At 36.6% G+C, this 23,755-nt stretch carries 15 protein-coding genes; 5 read left to right on the plus strand and 10 right to left on the minus strand.

What is annotated here, in order from left to right:
• Positions 1–368: 368 nt before the first annotated feature.
• The 3 genes from DKG80_RS06925 (at position 369) to DKG80_RS06935 (ending at position 8,635) form a co-directional block, all read left to right on the plus strand.
• On the plus strand, positions 369–5,489 hold the full coding sequence (locus tag DKG80_RS06925; RefSeq protein ID WP_109830588.1) for a LamG-like jellyroll fold domain-containing protein: 5,121 nt from the start codon (positions 369–371) through the stop codon (positions 5,487–5,489).
• Between the two features lie 83 nt (positions 5,490–5,572).
• The gene (locus tag DKG80_RS06930; protein ID WP_109830589.1) at positions 5,573–7,822 is read left to right on the plus strand and encodes a galactose-binding domain-containing protein; all 2,250 of its coding nucleotides are present in this window, start codon (positions 5,573–5,575) and stop codon (positions 7,820–7,822) included.
• 381 nt (positions 7,823–8,203) lie between these two features.
• Positions 8,204–8,635, plus strand: coding sequence for an SRPBCC family protein (locus DKG80_RS06935; RefSeq protein ID WP_109830590.1), 432 nt, complete (start codon positions 8,204–8,206; stop codon positions 8,633–8,635).
• Positions 8,636–8,642: 7 nt separating this feature from the next.
• On the opposite strand, the gene DKG80_RS06940 is transcribed toward DKG80_RS06935, so the two are convergent.
• Positions 8,643–9,641 carry a DHH family phosphoesterase gene (locus tag DKG80_RS06940; protein ID WP_109830591.1) on the minus strand — a complete coding sequence of 333 codons (999 nt, stop codon included), beginning with the start codon at positions 9,639–9,641 and terminating at the stop codon, positions 8,643–8,645.
• Between the two features lie 36 nt (positions 9,642–9,677).
• Positions 9,678–10,697 (minus strand): alpha/beta hydrolase, encoded by a 1,020-nt coding sequence (locus DKG80_RS06945; RefSeq protein ID WP_109830592.1) that lies wholly within the window; start codon positions 10,695–10,697, stop codon positions 9,678–9,680.
• A gap of 289 nt (positions 10,698–10,986) precedes the next feature.
• Between DKG80_RS06945 and DKG80_RS06950 the strand changes: the two genes are divergently transcribed.
• Together DKG80_RS06950 and DKG80_RS06955 are read left to right on the plus strand one after the other, a co-directional pair.
• Positions 10,987–11,685 (plus strand): tetratricopeptide repeat protein, encoded by a 699-nt coding sequence (locus tag DKG80_RS06950; RefSeq protein ID WP_109830593.1) that lies wholly within the window; start codon positions 10,987–10,989, stop codon positions 11,683–11,685.
• A gap of 61 nt (positions 11,686–11,746) precedes the next feature.
• A complete protein-coding gene (locus tag DKG80_RS06955; RefSeq protein WP_109830594.1) occupies positions 11,747–12,670 on the plus strand; it encodes an acyl-CoA desaturase in 924 nt (307 codons plus the stop codon).
• Between the two features lie 481 nt (positions 12,671–13,151).
• Here DKG80_RS06955 and DKG80_RS06960 read toward each other — a convergent pair whose 3' ends face one another.
• From DKG80_RS06960 to DKG80_RS06995, 8 genes are all read right to left on the minus strand, one after another.
• Positions 13,152–13,595, minus strand: a complete 444-nt coding sequence (locus DKG80_RS06960; RefSeq protein WP_109830852.1) for an outer membrane insertion C- signal — start codon at positions 13,593–13,595, stop codon at positions 13,152–13,154.
• A gap of 96 nt (positions 13,596–13,691) precedes the next feature.
• A complete protein-coding gene (locus tag DKG80_RS06965) occupies positions 13,692–14,144 on the minus strand; it encodes a DUF2214 family protein (RefSeq protein WP_109830595.1) in 453 nt (150 codons plus the stop codon).
• A gap of 108 nt (positions 14,145–14,252) precedes the next feature.
• The gene (locus DKG80_RS06970; RefSeq protein WP_109830596.1) at positions 14,253–14,594 is read right to left on the minus strand and encodes a hypothetical protein; all 342 of its coding nucleotides are present in this window, start codon (positions 14,592–14,594) and stop codon (positions 14,253–14,255) included.
• 293 nt (positions 14,595–14,887) lie between these two features.
• Entirely contained in the window at positions 14,888–16,714 is a 1,827-nt protein-coding gene (locus DKG80_RS06975) for a sulfatase-like hydrolase/transferase (protein WP_109830597.1), read from the minus strand.
• A gap of 168 nt (positions 16,715–16,882) precedes the next feature.
• The gene (locus DKG80_RS06980) at positions 16,883–18,904 is read right to left on the minus strand and encodes a T9SS type A sorting domain-containing protein (RefSeq protein ID WP_162555733.1); all 2,022 of its coding nucleotides are present in this window, start codon (positions 18,902–18,904) and stop codon (positions 16,883–16,885) included.
• A gap of 306 nt (positions 18,905–19,210) precedes the next feature.
• Positions 19,211–21,403: a glycoside hydrolase family 3 C-terminal domain-containing protein gene (locus DKG80_RS06985; RefSeq protein WP_109830599.1), complete on the minus strand. Its 2,193-nt coding sequence runs from the start codon at positions 21,401–21,403 to the stop codon at positions 19,211–19,213.
• A 334-nt stretch (positions 21,404–21,737) separates the two neighbouring features.
• A complete protein-coding gene (locus DKG80_RS06990; protein ID WP_162555734.1) occupies positions 21,738–23,231 on the minus strand; it encodes a PKD domain-containing protein in 1,494 nt (497 codons plus the stop codon).
• 32 nt (positions 23,232–23,263) lie between these two features.
• Positions 23,264–23,674, minus strand: coding sequence for a hypothetical protein (locus DKG80_RS06995; RefSeq protein ID WP_109830601.1), 411 nt, complete (start codon positions 23,672–23,674; stop codon positions 23,264–23,266).
• Positions 23,675–23,755 lie beyond the last annotated feature (81 nt).

Raw genomic sequence — 23,755 nt, forward strand, 5'->3', positions numbered from 1 at the left:
ACCTCCGTTTTCTAATTCCTTCATTTAAAAATGGTAATAATTGACTTTCAAATCCTGCCAATTTCCTATCAGATCCTGCCATTTTTTTAATTCGCCTAAAACCTCCCCTATATATTAAGATATCCTATACCACTAAATCATGAAAACCGTAAGCAGGACTAACACCCTTTTAGGTATAGAAAATCCTTAACCATAGCTACCCATTCTATTAGATAGCTTAACTAAGCCTAGCAGTTGTTACTCAATTCAAAAATTGAACTAGTTCAAGAAATTCAACAAAACGTCAGACCTTTAAATCATAATAGTTACAAAAATTATATAATTATTTATATCGACATAGTTTTATACCGAAGTTATAATCTATACATATGAAACTAATCTTAAGGGCCAACCTAAACAATCAGCTGAATTATAAACTAAAAGAGTTATCTCTAATTGTCATGATGTTCTTTTTCATTGTTGCATCTGCTTTTGCAGAGAAACGATCTTCAATAGAGCAATATGGAATTACCTGGACTTTTGACAAAGAATATGAATGCGGTCAGTTTGTCACAGGTGATTGGTGGGTTGTCGGACCCGTTACTATTGTCTCTGTAACACCGGAACAAACACCAGGTAGAAACGGGTCTGTATTGAATCCTAACCCAGGAGCCCACCATGGATATGACGATAGATCTGCTGGAAGGGTTTATAGAGAAAGTTTAAGAGTTGACTACCCACTCACACTCTCTGGTGTAAACAGTCTTGTGTCTACTGCAAGTGTAACAAAAGCCAAAGACTGTGTAGCAGGAAATGGGTTTGACGGATATATAAGCCGATTAGGGCATTGTGATAACCGATCATCCATTCAAACTATGGCGGTTCTCACAATAGTTGATCAACCTATTCCTAATGGAACATTCAGGCCTTCATTTGTAGGTTCTGATCACAAAGAGTTCAATACAATTTCGCAAGTAGATTACAATATTCTGCCTCGTTTGCCTCAGCCCTCTATGACTCCCACTATGGAAGATTTGATACCAAACATGGATCGTCCCTTAATGGATCACTTCAATGGTTGGACTACTCAGCTATGTTACGCTTTTGATAATGGCTCTGGTTACGGAACTTCAATCACTAGAGATATGACAGATGTTGCCATCACCATGATGTTGGATATTCCTGAAGAAGATCTTCAGTTATTATCTAACTACATGATTCAGAGAGGAATCGATTCCTATGGAGCAATAAGAAATGGAGCCAAATGGCCGGCAGATGGCGGGCATGCAAGTGGCAGAAAGTTACCTATATTGATTGCTGGCAAACTACTCAACAATACTGGAATGCTTAACATTGGTAGAGACTATAGCGATGGTACTTTCGGTGAAGATTGTCAAACCTACTTTGATGATTCCAACGTCCCCAGGTGGGGAATCCGCTACTGTCAGGATCCAGATCGCCCGGGTTTCACAGATGAATCAAATAATTACCGATTTTGCTGCACATCAGTTGTATGGGGTGGACAATCTGTCGTTGCAAGAATATTACACCTGGATGATGAATGGAATCATCCAGCATTCTTTGCGTACACACAAAGATGGGTAGATGAAGGCGGATCCGTGAGGTCTAGAACTCCTAGTTATGCTGCTTATCTATGGGACAATTACAATGAAAACATTCCTGCTGAAATCCCACACAACCTGGATAATCCAGATAATGAAGCTCCTAGTCAACCGACAAACCTTGCAGCAAATAACATCACGGGCACTTCGGTCCAATTGAGCTGGACCGCCTCCACAGATAATTTTGGTGTCACACGATATGATATTTACAAAGGAAATGAGGTAGAGCAGTCTGTCATTAGTGGAATTACCTCTGTAAACATATCCGACCTTGAATGTCAGACTGATTATTCATTCAAAGTAAAAGCATTTGATAGCAGGTGGAATGAATCTGATTTCAGTGAAGAACTTATGGTGACCACTACTGATAACTGTCCTCCTGTTAACCTTGCTTTGGGAAAGAATACGAATGTCTCAGCAGCACTGCAAACCGAGTTTTCCGGAAATAAACTAACGGATGGAAACATTGAGGATGATGCCCGTTGGTCAGCATTGGGATTTCCTCAGTGGGCAGAAATTGACTTAGGAGCAAATACTGATATCACCACCTTTGAACTTTACACTTTTCAAAGTCGTGCCTACCAGTACATTATCGAATTAAAGCAAGAAAGCGGGGACTATTTTACCGCAGTAGATCGAAGTATCAACACAGCAGGTGGAAACCCGATTTCCAATACCATAGAACCTACCAATGCTCGATATGTAAAAATCTCTGTTTTGGGTGCATCGGGATACACTGGATCTTGGGTGAGTTTGAATGAATTGAAGGTCTTTGGACCCTCAGACCCTTTGATAAAAACAAATATTCCGCCAGTTGCTGATGCTGGACCCGATTTAAGTGTTGCCGTAAATACATCCGTTATGCTAAATGGGGCTAATTCTTTTGACCCTGACGGAAATTCATCTGAAACAAGCCTATCTTGGATTCAGCTAGATGGTCCTTCGGTAACTATTAATAATAGTGATGAAGCAACAGCTAACTTCACTCCGACTTTGACAGGAACTTATGTTTTTCAAGTCACGATAGAAGATGCAGAAGGGGCGATTGATCAAGATCAAACCACTATTACTGTGGTCGAAGAAATGGCTGACATCCTCGATCATTTGGTTGCTAGATGGTCCATGGAAGAAGGAAGCGGAACCATATTGACGGAAAGCTCACCTAATAACAATGAAGGGACTATTTCTGGTGCTACCTACTCAACAGATGTAAATGATCTTAGCAATCATTCCTTAAGTTTTGATGGTGTAGATGATCAAGTTGACATTGGCACACTTGACCTTACTGGAAACGAACTGTCCATCACCTTCTGGGCTAAACCGCTCTCTTTTGGAGTGAGGGACGCTAGAATACTTTGTAAGGCAATAGGTACCGATGAGCAGGATCATTATTGGATGGTTAGTACTCTAGACGGTGATCTTCGGGTACGATTGAAAACCGAGAATGGAGGTACCACTACTCTCATTGCTAGAAACACGCCATTAGACATTGGTGAATGGGCGCATTTTGCAGTAGTGTACAATGGCAATCAACTATTGGTGTATAAGAATGGAACACTTACCGATCAAGTAGCCAAGTCCGGTGCTTTGTCTTCAGACCCACTCTTAGCGGCTGCCATTGGTAATCACCCAGGAAGCATCAGTAAACCCTTTGATGGCTTACTGGATGAAATGCGTATCTACAACCGTGCATTGACAATTGAAGAAATCAATGTGGTGAAAAATGCTTCAGTAGCTGGTCAAAATCTCCCTCCTATTGCTGATGCAGGTATTGAGCAAGAAGTGACTGTTGGAACACTTGCATTGCTAAACGGCTCCAACTCAAGTGATCCGAACGGAGAAACACTCACTTATACCTGGACGCAGGTCAGTGGACCTTCACTAACAATCACGGATGCGAATCAAGCCACTGCCTCGATTACACCGTCAGAAGTTGGTGTATATGTTTTTGAATTAGAAGTGGAGAACAAAAGTGGACAGACTTCTACCGCTCAAACTACTATTACGGTGATTGAACCAGTCAATGACATCCTTGATCATCTGGTTGCCAGATGGTCTATGGAAGAAGGAAGTGGAACCATATTGACGGATAGCTCACCCAATGACAATGAAGGAACTATTTCTGGTGCAACCTACTCAACAGATGTAAATGATCTAAGCAATCATTCCTTGAGTTTTGATGGTATAGATGATCAAGTAGACATTGGCACACTTGACCCGACAGGAAATGAATTGTCTATTACCTTCTGGGCTAAACCGCTCTCTTTTGGAGTCACGGATGCTAGAATACTTTGTAAAGCAACAGGCACCAATGAGCAAGATCACTATTGGATGGTCAGTACTTGGCAAGGAGACCTTCGTGTACGATTGAAAACCGAAAATGGAGGTACCACTACCCTCATTGCTAAAAACACGCCATTAGACCTTGATGAGTGGGCTCATTTTGCGGTAGTCTACAATGGCAATCAACTATTGGTGTATAAAAATGGAACGCTTACCGATCAGGTAGCCAAGTCCGGTGCTTTGTCTTCCGATCCGTTCTTAGCTGCTGCCATTGGTAATCACCCGGGAAGCATCAGCAAACCTTTTGATGGGCTGCTAGACGAAATGCGTATTTACAACCGTGCATTGACAATTGAAGAAATCAATGTGGTGAAAAATGCTTCAGTAGCTGATCAAGCTCTTCCTCCTATTGCTGATGCTGGCATTGAGCAAGAAGTGACTGTAGGAACACTTACATCGCTAAACGGATCCTACTCAAGTGATACGAACGGAGAAACACTCACTTATACCTGGACACAGGTCAGTGGACCTTCACTAGCAATCGTAGATGCGAATCAAGCTATTGCCTCGATTACACCGTCAGAAGTTGGTGTATATGTTTTTGAGTTAGAAGTGGAGAACGAAAGTGGACAGACTGCCACTGCTAAAACCACTGTTACCGTGACTGAGCCAATCAATGACATCCTTGATCATTTGGTTGCCAGATGGTCTATGGAAGAAGGAAGCGGAACCATATTGACGGATAGCTCACCCAATGACAATGAAGGAACTATTTCTGGTGCAACCTACTCAGTAGATGTAAATGATCTTAGCAATCACTCCTTGAGCTTTGATGGTGTAGATGATCAAGTTGACATTGGCACACTTGACCTGACAGGAAATGAACTGTCTATTACCTTCTGGGCTAAACCGCTCTCCTTTGGGGTCAATGATGCAAGAATATTGTGCAAGGCAACTGGTACCAATGAGCAAGATCACTATTGGATGATCAGTACTTGGCACGGAGACCTTCGTGTACGGTTGAAAACCGAAAATAGAGGCACCACGACCCTCATTGCTAAAAACACGCCATTAGACCTTGGTGAGTGGGCACATTTTGCAGTAGTCTATAATGGCAATCAACTATTGGTGTATAAAAATGGGACGCTTACCGATCAGGTAGCCAAGTCCGGTGCTTTGTCTTCCGATCCGCTCTTAGCAGCTGCCATTGGCAATCACCCGGGGAGCATCAGTAAACCTTTTGATGGGTTGTTGGACGAAATGCGTATCTACAACCGTGCATTGACCATTGAAGAGATAGGAATTATTCAGAATGCAGGAAATTTATCGGCACGAACTTCTGACTCAGAAGAACAGTCGTTAACATTTGAAAATCAAATATTTAAATATTACCCCAACCCAGTCTCTAATTTTCTGCTAATTAAAAATATCGATAGCGATGATGAGCTAAATATTAAATTAATGAACACTTCTGGCATGATACTCTATGAAGGTATTACTATTAACAACCGTCTTAATATGAAAAAATATAAACTTGGAAAATATATTCTAATCGTAGAAACGGAAAATAACCAGAAATACACAGGGGTAGTCATAAAAAGATAGGCTCAGGCTTAATAACTGTCAACAACTTAAAATTATCATTAAATAAAGAATAGAAAGTTCGAACTTTTCTGCAAAAGTAATTCATGAGATATCCAAACAAACTCCTAATTCTTACTTTAATATTATTTTCCTGTCAAAACTTTAGTAAAGCAGAACTACTTAGTTCAATTACTCAACATGGAATCACTTGGCATTTTGACAAAGAATATGAATGCGGTCAATTTGTCACAGGAGACTGGTGGGTTGTTGGTCCCGTTACCATCACACACACTGATCCACTTCAAGTACCTGGCAGACATGGTTCGGTGTTAAATGTGATTCCAGGAAAATTTCACGGATGGGATGATCGTGCAGGAAATTTCAATGAAAACCTTAGAGTTAAATACCCAATAACACTAGCAGGCATAAATAGCTTAGCTTCTACAATTAGTGTAGTTTCCAAAGATTGTTCTGACTTATCTGGAAAAACAGGATTTATGTCTCGTTTTGGTATTTGTTCAAGAACCAACACCCAAACGTTAGCTATCCTTACTATTGTAGAAGAAAAAGTACCAAATGGATCTTTTAGACCTTCTTATATAGGAAACTCTCAAAAAGAAATTCTTAACATTTCTGATGTCGATTTTAAAATTTTGCCTCATTTACCCATTCTAGAGACTAATACTGATTTAAATCTTTTAATTGATTTCATTGAACGTCCCTGGTTAGATCATTTTAATGGCTGGACTACTCAATACAACTTCGCAGCAGATAATAATCGTGGATATGGAAGAGATATGAGTGATCAAATATCTGAGATTTCGGTCGCCCTTATGCAGGATATACCAGAATTGGAACATTTAGCAACACTTATGATACAAAGAGGGATCGACATTTATCAGGCAGTAGAAAACGGTGCAATATTCCCTGCAGATGGTGGACACGGAAGTGGTAGAAAATGGCCTATTCTATTTGCTGGTAAATTACTTAACCATCAAAAAATGCTAAAAACAGGTTATGATTACAATGCTTCTTCGAATACTTTTCAAGAAGATTGTCAGACCTACTATACTATAGAAGGTAAGCCCTGGTGGGGAGTTAGGCATTGTAGTGATCCTAGTCGAGATAGCGAAGCTTTGGACAGTTATCGAGTTTGCTGTACTGCAAAAACATGGGTAGGCCAAATGTTAACTGCTCAAATCCTTGGATTGAAAGATGAATGGTACCATGAAGCATATTTTGATTACGTAGATAGATGGATAAATGAAGGAGGTGGGTATGGAGGAGTCACTGATGGCTATATCCAAGAATTTTGGAATAAGTATAGAAACAATATTCCAGAAGAAAATCATCATTCTGGAAGTAATGAAGTGGATTCGGAACCACCTACATCTCCTCACTCACTAATGGCTAGGAACGTTACTAGTAACTCTTTAGTATTATCATGGAGTGCTTCTTCAGACAATGCTGCTGTTAGTACATATCATATCTTCATGGATGGAGTTCTTTATTCTAAAGTTACTGAAAACATACGGAGTATTGAAGTTTCAAAATTAGACTGTAATTCAACACACTCTTTTCAAGTACAAGCCCGAGACTTATCAGGAAATACATCCAATATGAGTGATATTCTGACAATAACTACAGATTCTAAATGCGCTCCAGTGAATATAGCGTTGAACAAACCGGTTTACGCTACCGATGAAGAAATACCCACTCCAGCTACTCATGCAGTAGATGGTAATATCGAACAAAGCTCTAGGTGGTCAGCTAAAGAATTCCCTCAGACAATAGAAATAGATTTAGGAGCCAACTATGAGTTATCTAATATTGAAATATTCACATATAAAAATCGAGCTTACCAATATACTGTTGAAGGAAAAATTGAAAATGGAAATTATACTCTCCTAGCTGATAGAAGAACAAACACATCATTCAAACAACCTATTTCAAATTCTATCGACGGCATTGCGCGCTATGTAAAAATTACTGTAACGGGTTCTTTTCAATATAGAGGATCTTGGGTAAGCCTTACCGAAATAAAAATTTATGGCGACTTCATCAAAAACGCCTCCTCGAAACTACTCAATGTAGCTACTCAAAATACAGTAAGTGTAAATCTCTATCCCAACCCAGTTTCAGCTAAAGACTATCTAACAATAGAATCCAAGGACTTCGACTTCTCTCAAAGCACTTATTTTTTCATAAATGACTTTTCTGGAAAAACCATTTATGAAACAGCCAATATTTCAAACCTTAGGCCTTTCAAAGTAAAAGAAATTGAAAAAGGAATCTATGTAGTTTCAATTAGTAACGGTAAACAGTTTTTTAAAACAAAGTTAATTGTGAAATAGGTTGAGCCAATCATTCAACCCTGCTTCTCATCTTTTTAAAGTTGATATTCTCAACACACAGATTACTCTAAAATATAAGCTTTTATAAGCTTATTCTACGCTATCGATTGTTAATTCTTTTTTCAAAAGAAATTTAATCTAGATTGAAAGTCATATAAAAAAGAAAACAATACCGCTATAAGTAAAACTCCATATATTAGGTACGGTTCAATTTCTGCGGTTTAACAGATTTTTAGATATTATGACACCAATTTTAATTTTATCAAAACATAAATTCTTATAAAAATTCAAGTCAATCATAGAATCAGACGTGCATTTTGAATCACTAATCTCTATCTTCATGGTATATTTGACATCAACTACTGCCTAAATAAAACAGCCATGACCGTAACCATACAAACTACTATAAACGCACCCATAGAAAAGGTCTGGAAATATTGGACAGACCCTGAACATATTACCAAATGGAACTACGCTAGTGATGATTGGATCTGTCCATCAGCAGTCAATGATCTACAACCTAAAGGAAAGTTCAATTGGAGAATGGAATCAAAAGATGGTAGCATGGGTTTTGATTTTACAGGAACATATGAAGAAATAGATCTCCATGAATTGATTTTTTTCAAAATGTCAGATGGCCGATCCGTGCAAATCACCTTTAGTGAAATTGGCAAGGAAGTAAAAATCATGGAAGCTTTCGAAACAGAAGGCTCTAATTCTGAAGCCCAGCAAAAAGCAGGATGGCAAGCTATCTTGAGTAATTTTAAGAAGTATGTTGAAGAGCAGGTAAATCAACCAAAAGTCTCTGTATAAAGAGATTTCAACCAAAATAATTGGGAATTAGTTGTTTTAATTTCTCTACTGTTTCATCTAGAGATAAATCGCTTATGCCTCCGGCAGCGTTTGCATGTCCTCCACCGTCAAAATGATCAGCAGCTAAAGTATTAACTGGATTATTTTCTCCTTTGGATCGAAAAGACATTTTGACTTTACCATCTTTCTCAGAGAGCATAACCGCCATCTTCATACCTCTAATTGTCAAAGCTAGATTAGCTAGATTATCGGTGTCTCCTTTTTTGTATTCATAAGATTCTAACTCTTCTTTAGACAAAGGAATAATAGCAGCCATATAATCATCCAATACAATCATTTTCTCACTTAGAGCGAAACCTTGCAGTCTTATTCTACTTTCTGTATTGGTATCGTTAATAGCTTCATGGATCAAATGATGTTCCACACCTGCGCTCAGCAGCTTAGCCAATATCTCATGTGTTCTTGGCTCCACTGAAGAAAACCTAAAACTTCCAGTATCAGTTAATATACCTAGGTATATTGGAGTCCCTACTTTTTGATCAAGTTTCTCATCATTTCCTGACTGAATAATTAATTCAGCTATCAATTGACATGTAGATGAAGCTGAAGTTTCAGAAATCATAATATCTGCGAAAGATGAAGGCTCCAAATGATGATCAATCATTATCTTTTTACAAGTAGAAGTCTCCAGTAATACTTGCATTTCTTCACCTACCCGATCAGTACCATTATAATCTAGACTAAATAACAAATCTGCTTCTTCAAATTTATTCCTTACTTGATCTTGATGATCAGTCATAAGTAAGAAACCGTCAGTTCCGAAATCATATAAAAAATCAGGAGCTACATCTGGATGACAAATAGTTGCATTTTTACCCAGCTTTTCAATAAAATATAACAATCCTAAAGAGCTCCCTACAGAATCCCCATCAGGAGACTTGTGTGAAGTAATAACGATATTTTCTGCAGCCAAAATAGCTGCAACAACCTCTTGATACTTATTCATGATCTCTGTATTAGAATACTAAATTAGTATCTAAACCTAGTTCTGCAAAAAATCAATAAGAAGTGGATACACCACATCGATTCTGGCAAAAGATTGAAGAGGCTCTAAATAATCATGTTTTAAACCTAACTCTGGATCAAGAGTATATTCTAATACTTCCGTATTTTCATACCCTCTCCATAATTCAGCATATTCGTCTATAACATCATTCCTTACACTTTGGTCACCCATTGACTTAATAAAAACGATCCTACTTTTCTGTTGAGGAAATTGTCCACTTTCCAAATCCTTTCGAAGTTGAGCAGCTATTTCTATAAAAGCTAGAATTCCTTTAGTATGAATTCTAGGATAAGCATGTAAAGGACCCGAGGTTGCATTATCCTGTATACTATCATTCCACCATTTAAATTCGGGAGGCATTATTTTTAGTGTGTTGATAACAAAGTTCTGTGAGTAATCAAATGGCAATGAAAGCTTAGGCAGAAAAAAGGGTGACGATAGTACGGCAACATCTACATTGTCATAATAGTAAGCGGCACATGCTGCTAAAGTAGCACCACCTGATATTGCAATTGTTCTGACAGATTCGCCTAGCCCTGAAGCAATTTCCATTGACTCATGAATATATTTAAGTAAATCTTCTTTACGTAATTTACCAAAATCGTCGGTTGCAACATCTGAGTATCCATGATAAGGCATTCTTGGAACAAACACATTAAACCCTTTTGCATATAATTGGTTAGCAAGAATTTCAAACTGCTTTGGACAATTGGTATAGCCATGAAAAAGAACAACTACTATTTCGGTTTTGTTTCCATGATCTAATACAAATGACGAACATTCCTGATTTACTTCTGCTGGTTCATTGCTAATCAAATTATTAGCATTTTCCTTAGCTGATCGAAACGACAAGTGACTTTCATTTTTATTAAACTTGACATCGAATGATGGATAATAATAAACTATTGCAAAGAGTATCACTATCAATAACGTTAAAGAAATCAACCATTTAATAAGGTTATTCAGCATTTTCATTTTTTGAATTAGTGTATGCATAACGTAGAGCAAGTTAATTACATCTCTACGAATAATACTCTATCCCAATTTAAGTGTAGATTAAACAATGATACGTGGATAATACTAAATTGAAACCGAGATGACGTATCAAAAGTCATTTAACATTTTTAGCTACTTATTTTTCAAATAAATTGTTTGACAGAATCCTTTAACTAAAAGAAAAGTCTTTCTGTATTTGAGTTCTATTTAAACAACAGTTACTCGAAATGTGGTCGTTGCGTAATATGCTCATTACCTTTGCGGCAGAATTGACGTACGAAATGTGCGTTTGGATATTTTTAAACTAAAACCAAAAGAGGAGAAAGGCATGGCAGAGAAGGCTACCGTTTACGAAACCCTTAAATTATTGTTTTATTCAGGTAAGGTTAAACCTTCATTGAATAAGATCATAGCTGAACTAGAAAAAGACCCTTCAAATTTAGAATTGACACTTTTAGCTTGCAAAGCTCTATTAAGAGGAAAAGAGTATAAGAGTATCGAAAAGTATGCGGATGCTGCTATTAAAATTGATGATCAAAACCCTACGGGTTATCACTACAAAGGTCTAGCGATTCATCATAACAAAGGACAAGAACAGGAAGCTCTCAAAAATATCAACAAAGCTCTAGAAATTGATCCTGAAAACGTAGTCTTCCTTAAAGATAAAGCCATCACACACTTAGCACTATATAAGGACTATGACTTACCTGTAAAGTTTGCAGAAAAACACGGAGACAAAAGTCGTGAATGCATTCTAAAAATCATAGATCTCGTTGACAGCAAAGCAGCTCCAAACTATATGGAACTATACGCAGTAGCAGAAGCTTCAATGATGATAGAGAAAAACCTAGACGCTAAACAGTATCTCCTTAAAGCAGAAAAAGCTTTTAACAAAGCAGAAGAAGGTGATAAAAATCAGAACGTCTATAAAGACATTATAAAGGCACAAAAAGCCTGTCAGAGACTTATAGACAAGTTCACTGAGTAGCAAATTGACTATATTCGCGTCTAATTTTAAAAATTAAGATTTTTACCAACAATCATTTCAAATGGCGACAGCAGCTACAGCTCCTAGAGAACTAGGGAAACCATCCAATAAAAGTATCTTTGGATTCTTGTTATTTCACCTAGTTCCTTTATTGGCTATATATACAGGAGCAACTGCGTTCGATTGGGCTCTTTGCATTTTCTTGTATTTTTACAGAATGTTCTGGATTACAGGTGGTTACCACAGATATTTCGCCCATAGATCGTACAGAACATCGAGGTTTTTTCAGTTTATCATTGCGTTTATGGCACAAACTTCTGTGCAAAAAGGAGCGCTTTGGTGGGCTAGTCACCATAGAGTTCACCATAGAAAAAGTGACACCTATGATGATCCACATTCGATGAAACATTATGGATTTTGGTATTCTCACATAGGATGGATTATGTCAAAAGAATTCAAACCAACACATTATAAATTGATCTCTGATTATTCAAAGTATCCAGAATTGGTTTGGTTGAATAAATACCATTTAGTACCACCTATTATTTTAGCTTTGGGAGTAATGGCTCTTGGAGGAATAGTAAACGGAGGAAGTATTGATATGATGTTTACTAGTGCTGGTACTTCAAGTTTGCTAATAGGGTTTTTCTTAAGTACAGCTATTTTGTTTCATGGTACATTTAGTATCAACTCAATTATGCATAAACTAGGCAGACAAAGGTATGAATCAGGTGATGAATCAAGAAATAGCTTAATTTTAGCATTGGTGACTCTTGGGGAAGGATGGCATAATAATCACCACTATTACGAAGTAGCGGCACGTCAAGGTTTTTTCTGGTGGGAAATCGATATTACTTGGTACATTTTGAAAGCTTTTTCTTTCGTAGGACTAATTTGGGATATGCAAAGTGTGCCTAAGCACATTAAATATTCTAAAAATAAAGAAGATGCCAAAAGGTTAGCTAAAGAAATGGCAGCCGCTTAAGAACGTTTTAGAAAAAACTTTAAAACGCAGTTATTAGATGAAATAACTGCGTTTTTTTTATTCTATAGCATAAAGAAAATCTGTCTTACATATCAAGACACAGAATTACGAACTCTTTATCCACTTAGTCTTATAATTATTATTTGGAAGGGATAGACTAGTAAACCCAAATAACGAGCTAGACACTATCTATGAATTCTTAGTGGTTTTTAATACTTCAGGATCTTGTATACTAATAAGGATCATCATCAGTAAAACAAGGCTACTTTTCTAAAGTTCAAACTCTACTCAGGACCAAGAGAATTTGTAAGTTGATAAAAGAACTCATTTTAATTTGTAAATATATTTTAGAATGCCTCCTATCAAAGACCTAAGATATTATACATATCAAATGTTAACCACGCATATTGCTTTTCTTTACGTATAAAAAAGCCCTGATTATCCAAAATAATCAGGGCTTTTTTACTATGCTAAATGGTAACTAAAAGACAAACCTAACATTCAATCCAAAACCATCTCCAGAAAATTCAGTTTCTTCTACTAACCAAAATGTTGGTCTCCAATCCGCGGATAATGACATAGGAAAGTTAAATTGGTAAGACAACCCAACTTCTCCACTTACCCCTAATAAGAATAAATTATTTCCTGCATAAAGTGACGGTCCTGCGCCTACATACCATCTCAATGCTTCTTCTGTCCCTACTCGATCATACAAAAAGTCCCAAAGAGCATCTGCTCCAAATCCATCACCGAAAGAGACATTAGCATGAATCCTTTTAACATTACCAGGGTTCAACAAACCATCAATTGCAACATTATTTCCTGAAACTTCTCCAAATCGAATACCCAGTTCTGAAACAAACTGTGCTTGAGCTCCTACTGCTGAAATGACTATGAAAGTCAAAATTGCGATAATTTTTTTCATATAATATTGTTTAAGCATTTTATCATTTTAGGGTTTGAAATTAGTACTTTTTCAATTTGTTACACCCTTTTCAGAATCGATTTTTTTGATGAAAAACTAATACCCTATTCCCTTAGCCATTAGTGATGCACACAATACGGTGAGAACCAATCCAATCAACTCAAATGTAAGTATCCTTGAAATCAACTTATATTCTCGATCTGTGACTATAGGTATTTTCCCTTTGTAAGTGGAACGTTGCCATTTGACAATTTTAACTGTTGGATAAATAGATAATACTCCTACACTGAAAAACATAGTTAGCTTAAGAATAAAAAAAGGACTACTCCAGTAAAACCCACTTCCCTTTTCTAAGAAGAAAACTCTGATGAATCCAAATATCAATACCAATGCAGCTGATAAGCCGTATACCATATCGGCTTGCTGGATTCGTTTAGCATCGACAAGGGTTAACTCCTTTTTAAAAGTAACCTTCTCATAAACAACAGCTGACACTACCCCAAATGCTGCCAAAAAATAAAAAAACGCAACTATTGAGTTGATAATCATAGACTTGTATTAATTAACTTTTAGCTCTATGAATATACTTGATATAAAATAAAAAATCCCAGTCAGCAAAAGCCAACTAGGATTTATGATGATGATAAGACTAAATTTTTATTTCGAGATTGTCTTCTCTACTGCGTAATCTGCTATAGATACTTCATAAGAATAGTCACCCTCAGGTAACCGAGATACGTCAAATCTCTTAAGAACCAAACTGGCATTTTTTACTCTTTCGGAGTATAGTGCTGCTCCATCAGCGTCGTAGATTTTAATTTTCACAACATCTGATCCAAATTTCTGGAATCCTACTAATACTTTTCCAGTTTTCTGCTGCTCGATCACCACATCAATAGCTGCAGTTTTAGTTTCGTCTAGCAATTTCCCAGTCTTAGCAAAAACCGAAGATGATGAGAACAATACTAGTGCGATCAAAGTGCTTTTAAATATGTTCATTGCTATATTATTTTGTTGCGTTGTTAATTGATTACAATGCAAACTTGAAAAAACACTCTTTTAATCTAAAATGAATACCGGCGGACTGAAGGATACTCATGGTGAAATGCACAATTATCTAGGTGAATTGAAAGAGCTTAAACCAATTAAATAATAGATACAATACAACATCATAGATATAAATAAAAGGGGTCTGAGAAAACTATCAGACCCCTTTTATCAATTATTAGAGATTAATTGCAAATACAAATAAGATTACTAACCTCTGAATTTTCCTCACTAGACAATTTTATTTAGGGAATGATATTACTAGGTATGTCTAACTTACTATCATGAGTTCCCTTCGCAAATGTGCTAATGTTGTAACTATTCTCTTTAGACCAATCACATTCTATTCTTCCATCTCCTAACACAATATTTCCCAACTTTATTCTATACCAGTCCGCCAACTTTATGTAAGCTGGATCATTGGCCAGATTATTCAATTCGAACGGATCCTTTCTTAAATCATAAAGTGCCATTTCAGCTTTTTCTCTTGCACAAGTCATAGCCCATTTGACATTTTTATTTAGGTCATTCTTAGCAGGTCTCGTTTTCATTGAGAATGCAAAGTCATTTGATCTAATATATGCTCGTGGACCAGCAACTAGGTTTATTTCTCCTACTACATAATCTCTTTGTTCATCTTCATTATTCATGAAAGTCATCAAGTCCTTACCATCCAAGTAATCAAATTTTTCCTGAGATATATCTAATCCAGCTTCGGCTAAAATAGTAGGAGCTACATCTACATATTCAATTAACTGTCTTTTGATTTTGCCTGCTGGTATTTTGTTTTTGTCAGATGACACCATGATAATAGCGCTATTTACTGATTGTCTCCAAGGCCCAAATTTGGCAGCAATACCCTGTTCTCCTAACTGCCAACCATGATCACCTACGGTAAAAATAATCAGGTATTCTTGGTTATTTTTCTCACAATAAGATTTGAATAATTCAACTGCCTCTCCTATCAAAGCATCTCCATGAGCACAAAATGCATAATAATCTTGTACAGCCTGTAACTGCTCTTCTTTAGTCATCTTATCAAAGTTTAGGTTATTGTATAATTTGACTAATTGAGGTGGAAGTTTGTTCAGACTCTCTTTTTCGAAAACTGGTATGTTGTAATTCTTTTGTTTGAAAACGTCTCTAAACTTTTTAGGAGGAAGCACCGGTGTGTGTGGTAAATGAAACCCTAGACTTATCATTTGTGGTTGATTTGTCTTTGCACCTTGTACCTTGTCACCAAGTGCTGTCTCATACGAACTATTCTCATTTTCAAGGAATTTTTTAAGTTCCCTTACAACTAAGGCATCAATGGTTTTATTTGCAGGCATGGGATTTTGCCCACCTATAATTAACTCCTTATTCCCTCCTCTAGTATAAGACCTTAATATTTCAAGCTCTTTTTCTATCTTCCTTCTTTTCTTAAGATCATCCTTACTCATCTCCTCCCCTCTTACCTTAGAGGCATACTCTACTACGCGACCGTTCTCGAATTTCACTACTTCCTTACTACCTACGCGTTTGTACTTACCATCTACTGTCGCATACTTGTACTGAGTAAATAAGTCTCCAACGCCCTTTTTTTGAAGGTAGTTTTTAAAGTGCATTACGTAATTGTAGTGTCCAGCATCATAAAAACCTTGGCCTGGTCCCCATCTGAATATATACGGATCGTATTTTCCCCAAGCCGTAGCATAATAACCTTCTGCCTGTAAAGTTTGTGGAAATGAAGGTTTTACAAAATCAGGTGCTTGATGTGTCTGCACAAAGCCAAAATGTCCAGTTCTAAATGGATACCGACCACTATGTAAGGAACCTCGAGAGGGGCCACATGCTGGTGAATTGCAAAAGGCATTAATGAACATAGTACCTTCAGAGGCCAATTTGTCTATATTAGGAGATGATACGTAACCAAGGGTACTTTCCTTTTTACCTGTAGTGGCCATATTATAACACTCAAGCGCATCTGGTCTGTGATCATCTGTTATTATCCATAGAATATTAGGCTGCTTCTGAGCAACAGTCACTAAACCACTAATTACAAGTACCAATACTAGTAATAGTCTTTTCATATCAATTAATCTTATTCTCAACATAATGTAATTCAATTAGATCTATGTAAGATAGCTTTTGGAACACTCAAATTTCTTTACACTGAATAGACTCCTACTTATTGCAGACTGAACATGATCTAAACTAAAGCCTTTAAACTATAACTTATATTTTTAGGCTGGAAGGAATCAATTTAAAATAACCCTAGTACTATAGTGAGCCTCTCCCGTGATCACTTTGACCAAATATACTCCTTCTAAAGCCTCTAATCCCGTAACACCTATCTCATCATCTTGTTTATATAACTGAACAGTTTTTATCAGGCCTCCAGATGTATTATACAACTCTACGATCAGCTCTCCTGTGTAACCTGGAATTGAAACTAGTAATTGAGAATTACTCGGGTTTGGAAACAACTTAAAGACACTCTTATTCAGTTCATCATCGACATTTGTCTCTAACCCTTCTCCGAGTCCCAATGATTCCAATATCCAATTACTATTCTCCGTCTGAGCAAGAATATCCACTCCTGACTTCCAAGCAAACTCTAATTCAGGGCCTTCGTCAATTTGGGTTATCCTAGATTTACGTTCGTTCCCTCCTGGTAATATTTCATAGTATTTACCATTATTGTGAGATCTTAAATACCAAAATGGTTTTTGTACCTTATCAGAATAATTTTCTATCTGTTCTACTAGAATCTTATCCGTCGAATTATTGTTGATATCACCAAGTGTATACCCCTTGTAAACTTCCATATATTTCTTTGTCTTGGTGTTTTTTACGAAATAATAATATGGGTATCTAAATTCCAACTCCCAAACATCACTGCTATCTGAGGTTACATCTGTGGACATAACTAGTGAAGTGTTATCATTATCTGCTACAATGTAGTCACCTGTTTTTTTATTCCGGAAACGAAATTTATCGGTCGTGTCAATAATCATTCTTGGAGCTCTATCAATTATGACCTTCTTTATCTTGGATGATGGATATTCTATATCAATGGAATTATCACCATTCAGTACTTTATAAGCAAGATATCCGTCCTTTGATGAAGATAGTCCAATATTGTTCTTAACTGAAACATCTCTCGTAGGCAATTCGTACGGTAAATATTCGTGCTCGCCACCATGATCATACATAAAATCTATAGTGTTAAAAGAAGGGTCTTTGGCTTTTGCTTTAGAAAAGTCATTATTTTCAAATACTAAGTTATAAGGAGCATTAGAGGAAATGATCCAAGCGTATGTTCCGATCCATTCGTTATTGGTAATCGTAATATCATGACACTGTTGTAGTTCTCGATCTATAAAAAGCCCCCGAGCAGGAGAAATGTGCTCAAAAGTATTTCCATCAATCAAAAAGCTATGTCCAAATTCTTCCATATGAATCATATCTACATCTGCTCTATAGCCTTTAAAATGACAATTAGTAACTGATACATTAGAACACTTGGATGAAATTCCAAGCCCTGTACCATCCATTAAGCAGTTATCTATAATTGTTTCACTTTGATCCCATACAACTGGATACTCAGTATTCCCTGCATCTAGAGAGATCGCTCGAACATTAAAATTAACCTTGTCAAAATCTGGTTTGAAGAAACAATTCCTAATGACAAGTTTAGGTGCATAATCAATTTTCAACTTTCTATTGACAGTATAACCAAGAGCACTAAATTGGATAAAAGAGCAATTAGTAAAGGTTATTCCTGCGCCGTCTCCTCCATAAGCTTGAACCTGCCCTCCTTCAAAAATTACATTTTCAACCTTCATATTTTCATAAAACTCCCCATTGGTAATATGAGAATAGCGAGTAAAAACATACCCCACATTTGTGATTGGAATCAACTTCAAATTTGCAAGCGTTAAATGACTTGACCTCAAATGCATGATTTTCAAATTCTTGAAAGTTGTTTCTACATCATAGGCTCCTTGAATACTCTTATTAATATTATCAGCCAATTTCCCACTAATACAAATTGCTTTGGTTATAACGAGTGATTTACCGTCAAAGTCATACTCAGTACTATTAAATACGATGGTATCACCAACACTTGCAGAACTAATGGCTAGACCTATTTTACTAATTAAAGTGGCACCCGAAACGGTTCCATATCTGCTATCAAAATCTATCTGATCCGCATATATCTTCTTAACTGATAATAGAATTACCAGCACTATTGTCAACCTTTTAACTATCCTCATACATTCATATTTTTTAATACTATAATAATAAACAAGGATAGTACTAAATAGCATTCCTGAGACTCGACGAAGAATCGATTTCTACTAAACAATCAACTAGATTGATTATACAAACTATATACAAAAGATGTGAACAACAGGTCTAAATTGAAAAAGATGGTATTATTAGAAAGTACAACTAAACCGTATGACAATAATATTCTTGAATCTAAATTAGCCTGTAGAAGGAAATATCTTAACATTCATAGAATGCAAAGAGCTCAGAAACTTAATTCCTGAGCTCTTTGTAAAAGGAAGGGTATTAAATCACTTAAATGAAATAAGTGATACTTGAGGTTTTGACGCTCCAAGCCTAGTACTTAATTCTCCCGGAGATGAATTACCTACTATAATTTTGTATTGCCCTTTAAACCATTGTGGCTTACCATCTTGATTAATAAAGGTTAGTTTTTCAGCAGGAACGGTAAAGGATACTTTCTTAGATTCTCCTTTAACTAATGAAATTCTTTCAAAACCTTTCAAACTAGAATTTGGGATACCTCCAGTTGAAGATACTGGATTAATGTAAAGTTGAACAACTTCATCAATATCATAATCTCCAGTATTCGTCACTTCTACTTCTACTGATAAATCCGAAGTTTTTTTGAGTTTTGTAGAACTCACTTCAAGATTATTAAACTCTGTAGAGGAATAGGTCAATCCAAACCCGAAAGGGTACATTGGTTCTTCAGTCATATATCGATAAGTTCTTCCTTTCATACTGTAATCATCGTATGCTGGTAACTGACTAACATTCTTTGGAAAGGTTATTGGCAAATGACCTGAAGGCGAATAATCACCAAAAAGAACATCTGCAACAGCATTTCCACCTTGCTCTCCTGGATACCATACTTGAAGAATAGCATCACAGTATTCTTCTATGCCTTCGAGCGAAATCGCACTCCCGCTGGCAATGACAAGAACTAAAGGCCCTTTCTTTACTTCTATAATTTGTTTGATGTAATCAATCTGATTTTGAGGTAATTTTAAATCAACTTTATCACCTATGTTGCCGGAAGCAATAGCGTCTACTTCTTCACCTTCAAAGTCTGCAGTTAAACCTACTACACAAATCGTGACGTCTGATTCCTTGGCAACATTAGGTGCCCAATTTTTGGGATTTATATTCTTTTGAAATGGCAATGCGCCACTTCTATAGTTCAATGATGTACCTAAGGAAACTGCATCTACTATTCCTTCAAGTATGGTAACTAAGTTCGGACTCACCCCATAATAACTCCCCATCAACATATCTGCGGAATTGGCAAATGGCCCAGTGACGTACGGCACTTTTATTTCCTTAGATAATGGCAACGTGTTATTTTCATTCTTGAGCATTACGATTGACTTTCGAGCTACCTCTCTGGCAAGTTCTACATGTTCATCGCAATGTATTTTTTCTGAACCAATTTGAGTGTATGGATGATCTTTAACATCATCAAACATTCCCAATCTAAACCTGGTCATGAATAACTCTTTTGTTCTTTGATGAATTAATTCCTCGGTAATTAGACCTTTTTTCAGCGCCTCTCCCATTTTACTGTAGGTCTTCCCACAATTAAGATTCACACCCACTTTGAGCGCAACTGCTGCAGCTTCTGAAGCTGTCTTTACAAACTTCTGTTTCCAAACAATACCTCCAATAGCTCCACAGTCTGAAGTCACGTACCCATCAAATCCCCATTTATCTCTCAATACTTCTTGAAGTAAGAAAGGATTTGCACATGCAGGTTCACCAAAAACGGCGTTATACGCTCCCATCACACCTTCAACATTGGCATCTTTCACTAATGCCTCAAATGCGGGCATGTACGTTTCATACAAATCTTGTTGAGTCGGTTCCGCGTTGAAAGTATGACGTACTGATTCTGGACCAGAATGTACAGCATAATGCTTAGCGCAAGCTGCAGTTTTTAAGTAGTTAGGGTCATCACCTTGTAAACCTTTGACAAATGCTACTCCAATTCGCGACATCAAGAACGGATCTTCTCCATAAGTCTCCTGACCTCTACCCCATCTAGGATCACGAAAAATATTGACATTTGGTGTCCAAAAAGTCAACCCTGCATATTTACTATGGTTACCCATGCTTTGAGAAACCTCATACTTAGCTCTAGCCTCCGTAGATATGGCATCAGCTACCTTCTTTACTAAACCAGGATCAAAAGTCGCTCCCATTGCGATTCCCTGAGGGTATATAGTAGCTTTGCCATTTCTTGCTATACCGTGAAGGGCTTCATTCCACCAATCATAATCAGGTACTCCCAACCGGGGAATAGCAGGTGCGCTGTTTATTAGCTGTCCTATTTTCTCTTCAGTTGTCATTTGACTAACCAATACTTCTACTCTTTCATCAAGTGGTAACTGTGGATTTCTGAAGGAAAAATCTACTTGCTGTGCATTCGCAAAACCTATTAGCAACATGTATGCTAACAGCGTAACCAGTTTTTTATCAATCATAATTTGAGTCTGTTATCTACTTCTTCTAAGAACTTCAATTTCGGGTAAATCAAATCAAATTCCTCAAATTCAATGACCAACTGAACTTAACAAATACTGAATTTTCGGTTTCACCATCCCCAGTATTACAATTTTTCATCCAAATAAAAAGGCTGCCCCGCCTGGGCAGCCTTTACAATTGTTAATAATAAGACTAAAATTTTTATTCTTTCAATTCAATCAGCGAATGAAAAATTCCATTCGAAGATAATTAATCTTTATTGAATTTTGCATTCAAAATACATTTATTTAAATGTAAAATAATTAATCCTATTATTGTTCTATTATATGTTTATCAAGGTACTGTAATATCAGTAACATAAACATCATCTATCAAGACGTCTACCTCTCCTCTTATTCTCAAAACAGGGAAAGCATTCACATTTGGAGCAGCCGCTGTAACCGTAAACTGGTAAGTAAAAACTTCCCACTTATCAACTTCAAACTCATTAAACGGCTTTGGAGTAATAATAGCTGCCCAAGCATTATTCATATTTTCAACAGTAGTCACACCATTGATAAAACATTCAAACGTGGCTGGATCTCCATTCCCTGCATTTAGCCCCGAAGAATTAACACGAACTCTCAAAGAAACTTGGTAAGTGTGATCCATTTGTAATCCAGCACCAGATGCTTGATAAACCTCTATATCACTTCTATCATCATCTTCATTTATTATTCTTAAATGGTTCGAACCTGAGTAAGACCTTTTTGCTTCAGCATCTTCAGCCAAAGAAAAGGACTTTGAGCCTTGACTTCCTAAATAGGATACACCTTCTCTTTCTATATAGACTTTTCCTAAATCATCAGAGGATCCATAATTAAACACTCTACAATTTGGCATAGTAATAACATCACTTGCTAATGAGGAATTTTCAAAGTCTCCACCAGAAGAGTTTACTAAACCACCTGGAGCCGCTTCATACACTACAATAAAATTATTAGCCTCGTAAGTGTCTGTTTCCCCATCAACTGATCTGGTAACCTTTAGAGTAACATCATATTGACCAGGGCTTCCATACGAAACTACTGGGTTTTCATCAGTTGATGAGGTAATTGAACCTCCTTCAAATGTCCATAAATATTGATCTTCATCCCCTCTTGATGTATTTGTAAATTGTACCATGCCGCTGTTAAGGAAATTATAGTTATCGACATCAAAATCAGCTTTCAGTACTAGTTCTGTAACAGAAATCAGATCTGTTAATTCATAAGTATCTGTCATTCCATCGACTGTTCTAGTCACCTTCAATTTTACGTCATAAACGCCAATATCAAAATACTGAATTTTTGGATTCCTTTCATTTGAAGTACTAGGTGTACCTCCTTCAAATGTCCATTCCCATTTATCTACTTCACCAATTGATATGTCATTAAATTGTACATAATCTGTTTGTTCAATATCAGTCAGATCGTTTTCGAATTCTGCATCCACAAAATCTCTTACCGTAATTAATAGAGTATCACTAGCTACATCTCCATTATTGAAATTTACTCTAATAGCAGTTTTAAACTCTCCAGCTTCTTCATAAATGAGCGTCTCTTCTGAAAGCTTAGAAGAAGATTTACTACCTCCTTCAAAACTCCATTCTCGTTCTGCCACATTGGTTGAAGAGTCAATAAAAGTTATAGATTGCCCTACAAACACTAATGTATCACTAGTATATATCTTAAAATCACCTGTTACAGAGCTTCCTCCATCATCTGTTTCTTCATCTTCTACACATGAACTTATCAAGAATATTCCTACCAACAGATACAGAAACATTCCATTTATTAGTCTAATCATCTTCATCATTTTAATAATTTAGTCCTTACATATTAATTCACATTTATTCTACATCCACCAAACTCCCATCTATATATTTCTCCTGATTTGGGAGCTATTGAAGTCCTAAAAGCATTCGGAGCAAGATTTGCGTTTGAATCTCCTCCACATTCTTTTGGTATATTTTCATATACATTCTTGTTAACCTTCCAATACCTTGCTCCCCAATAGATCTTAGATCCTGGTTTAAACTTTCTATCCGTTTTTACCACACCCTCATAAATACCATCACCGATACTCTTTGTATTGACTCCTTCGCCCCAATTATTGAAGTTTCCAAATATTATTGGAGCTTTGTATTCTCCCTTTACATTAGACATGTCTACTTGAAACTTGATCTTAACCTGTGCATTTACAGCACCAATCATAACCAACATCAAGACTGTTATTAACATATTTTTCATATTGATACCTTTTCTAATAAAAAGTCAATCTAACCTTCAACTAGATTTCCTAATAGTTCCACTCAATCATTCAATAAGTAG

The organism is Reichenbachiella versicolor, from assembly GCF_003171675.1.
GTDB classification, from domain to species: domain Bacteria; phylum Bacteroidota; class Bacteroidia; order Cytophagales; family Cyclobacteriaceae; genus Reichenbachiella; species Reichenbachiella versicolor.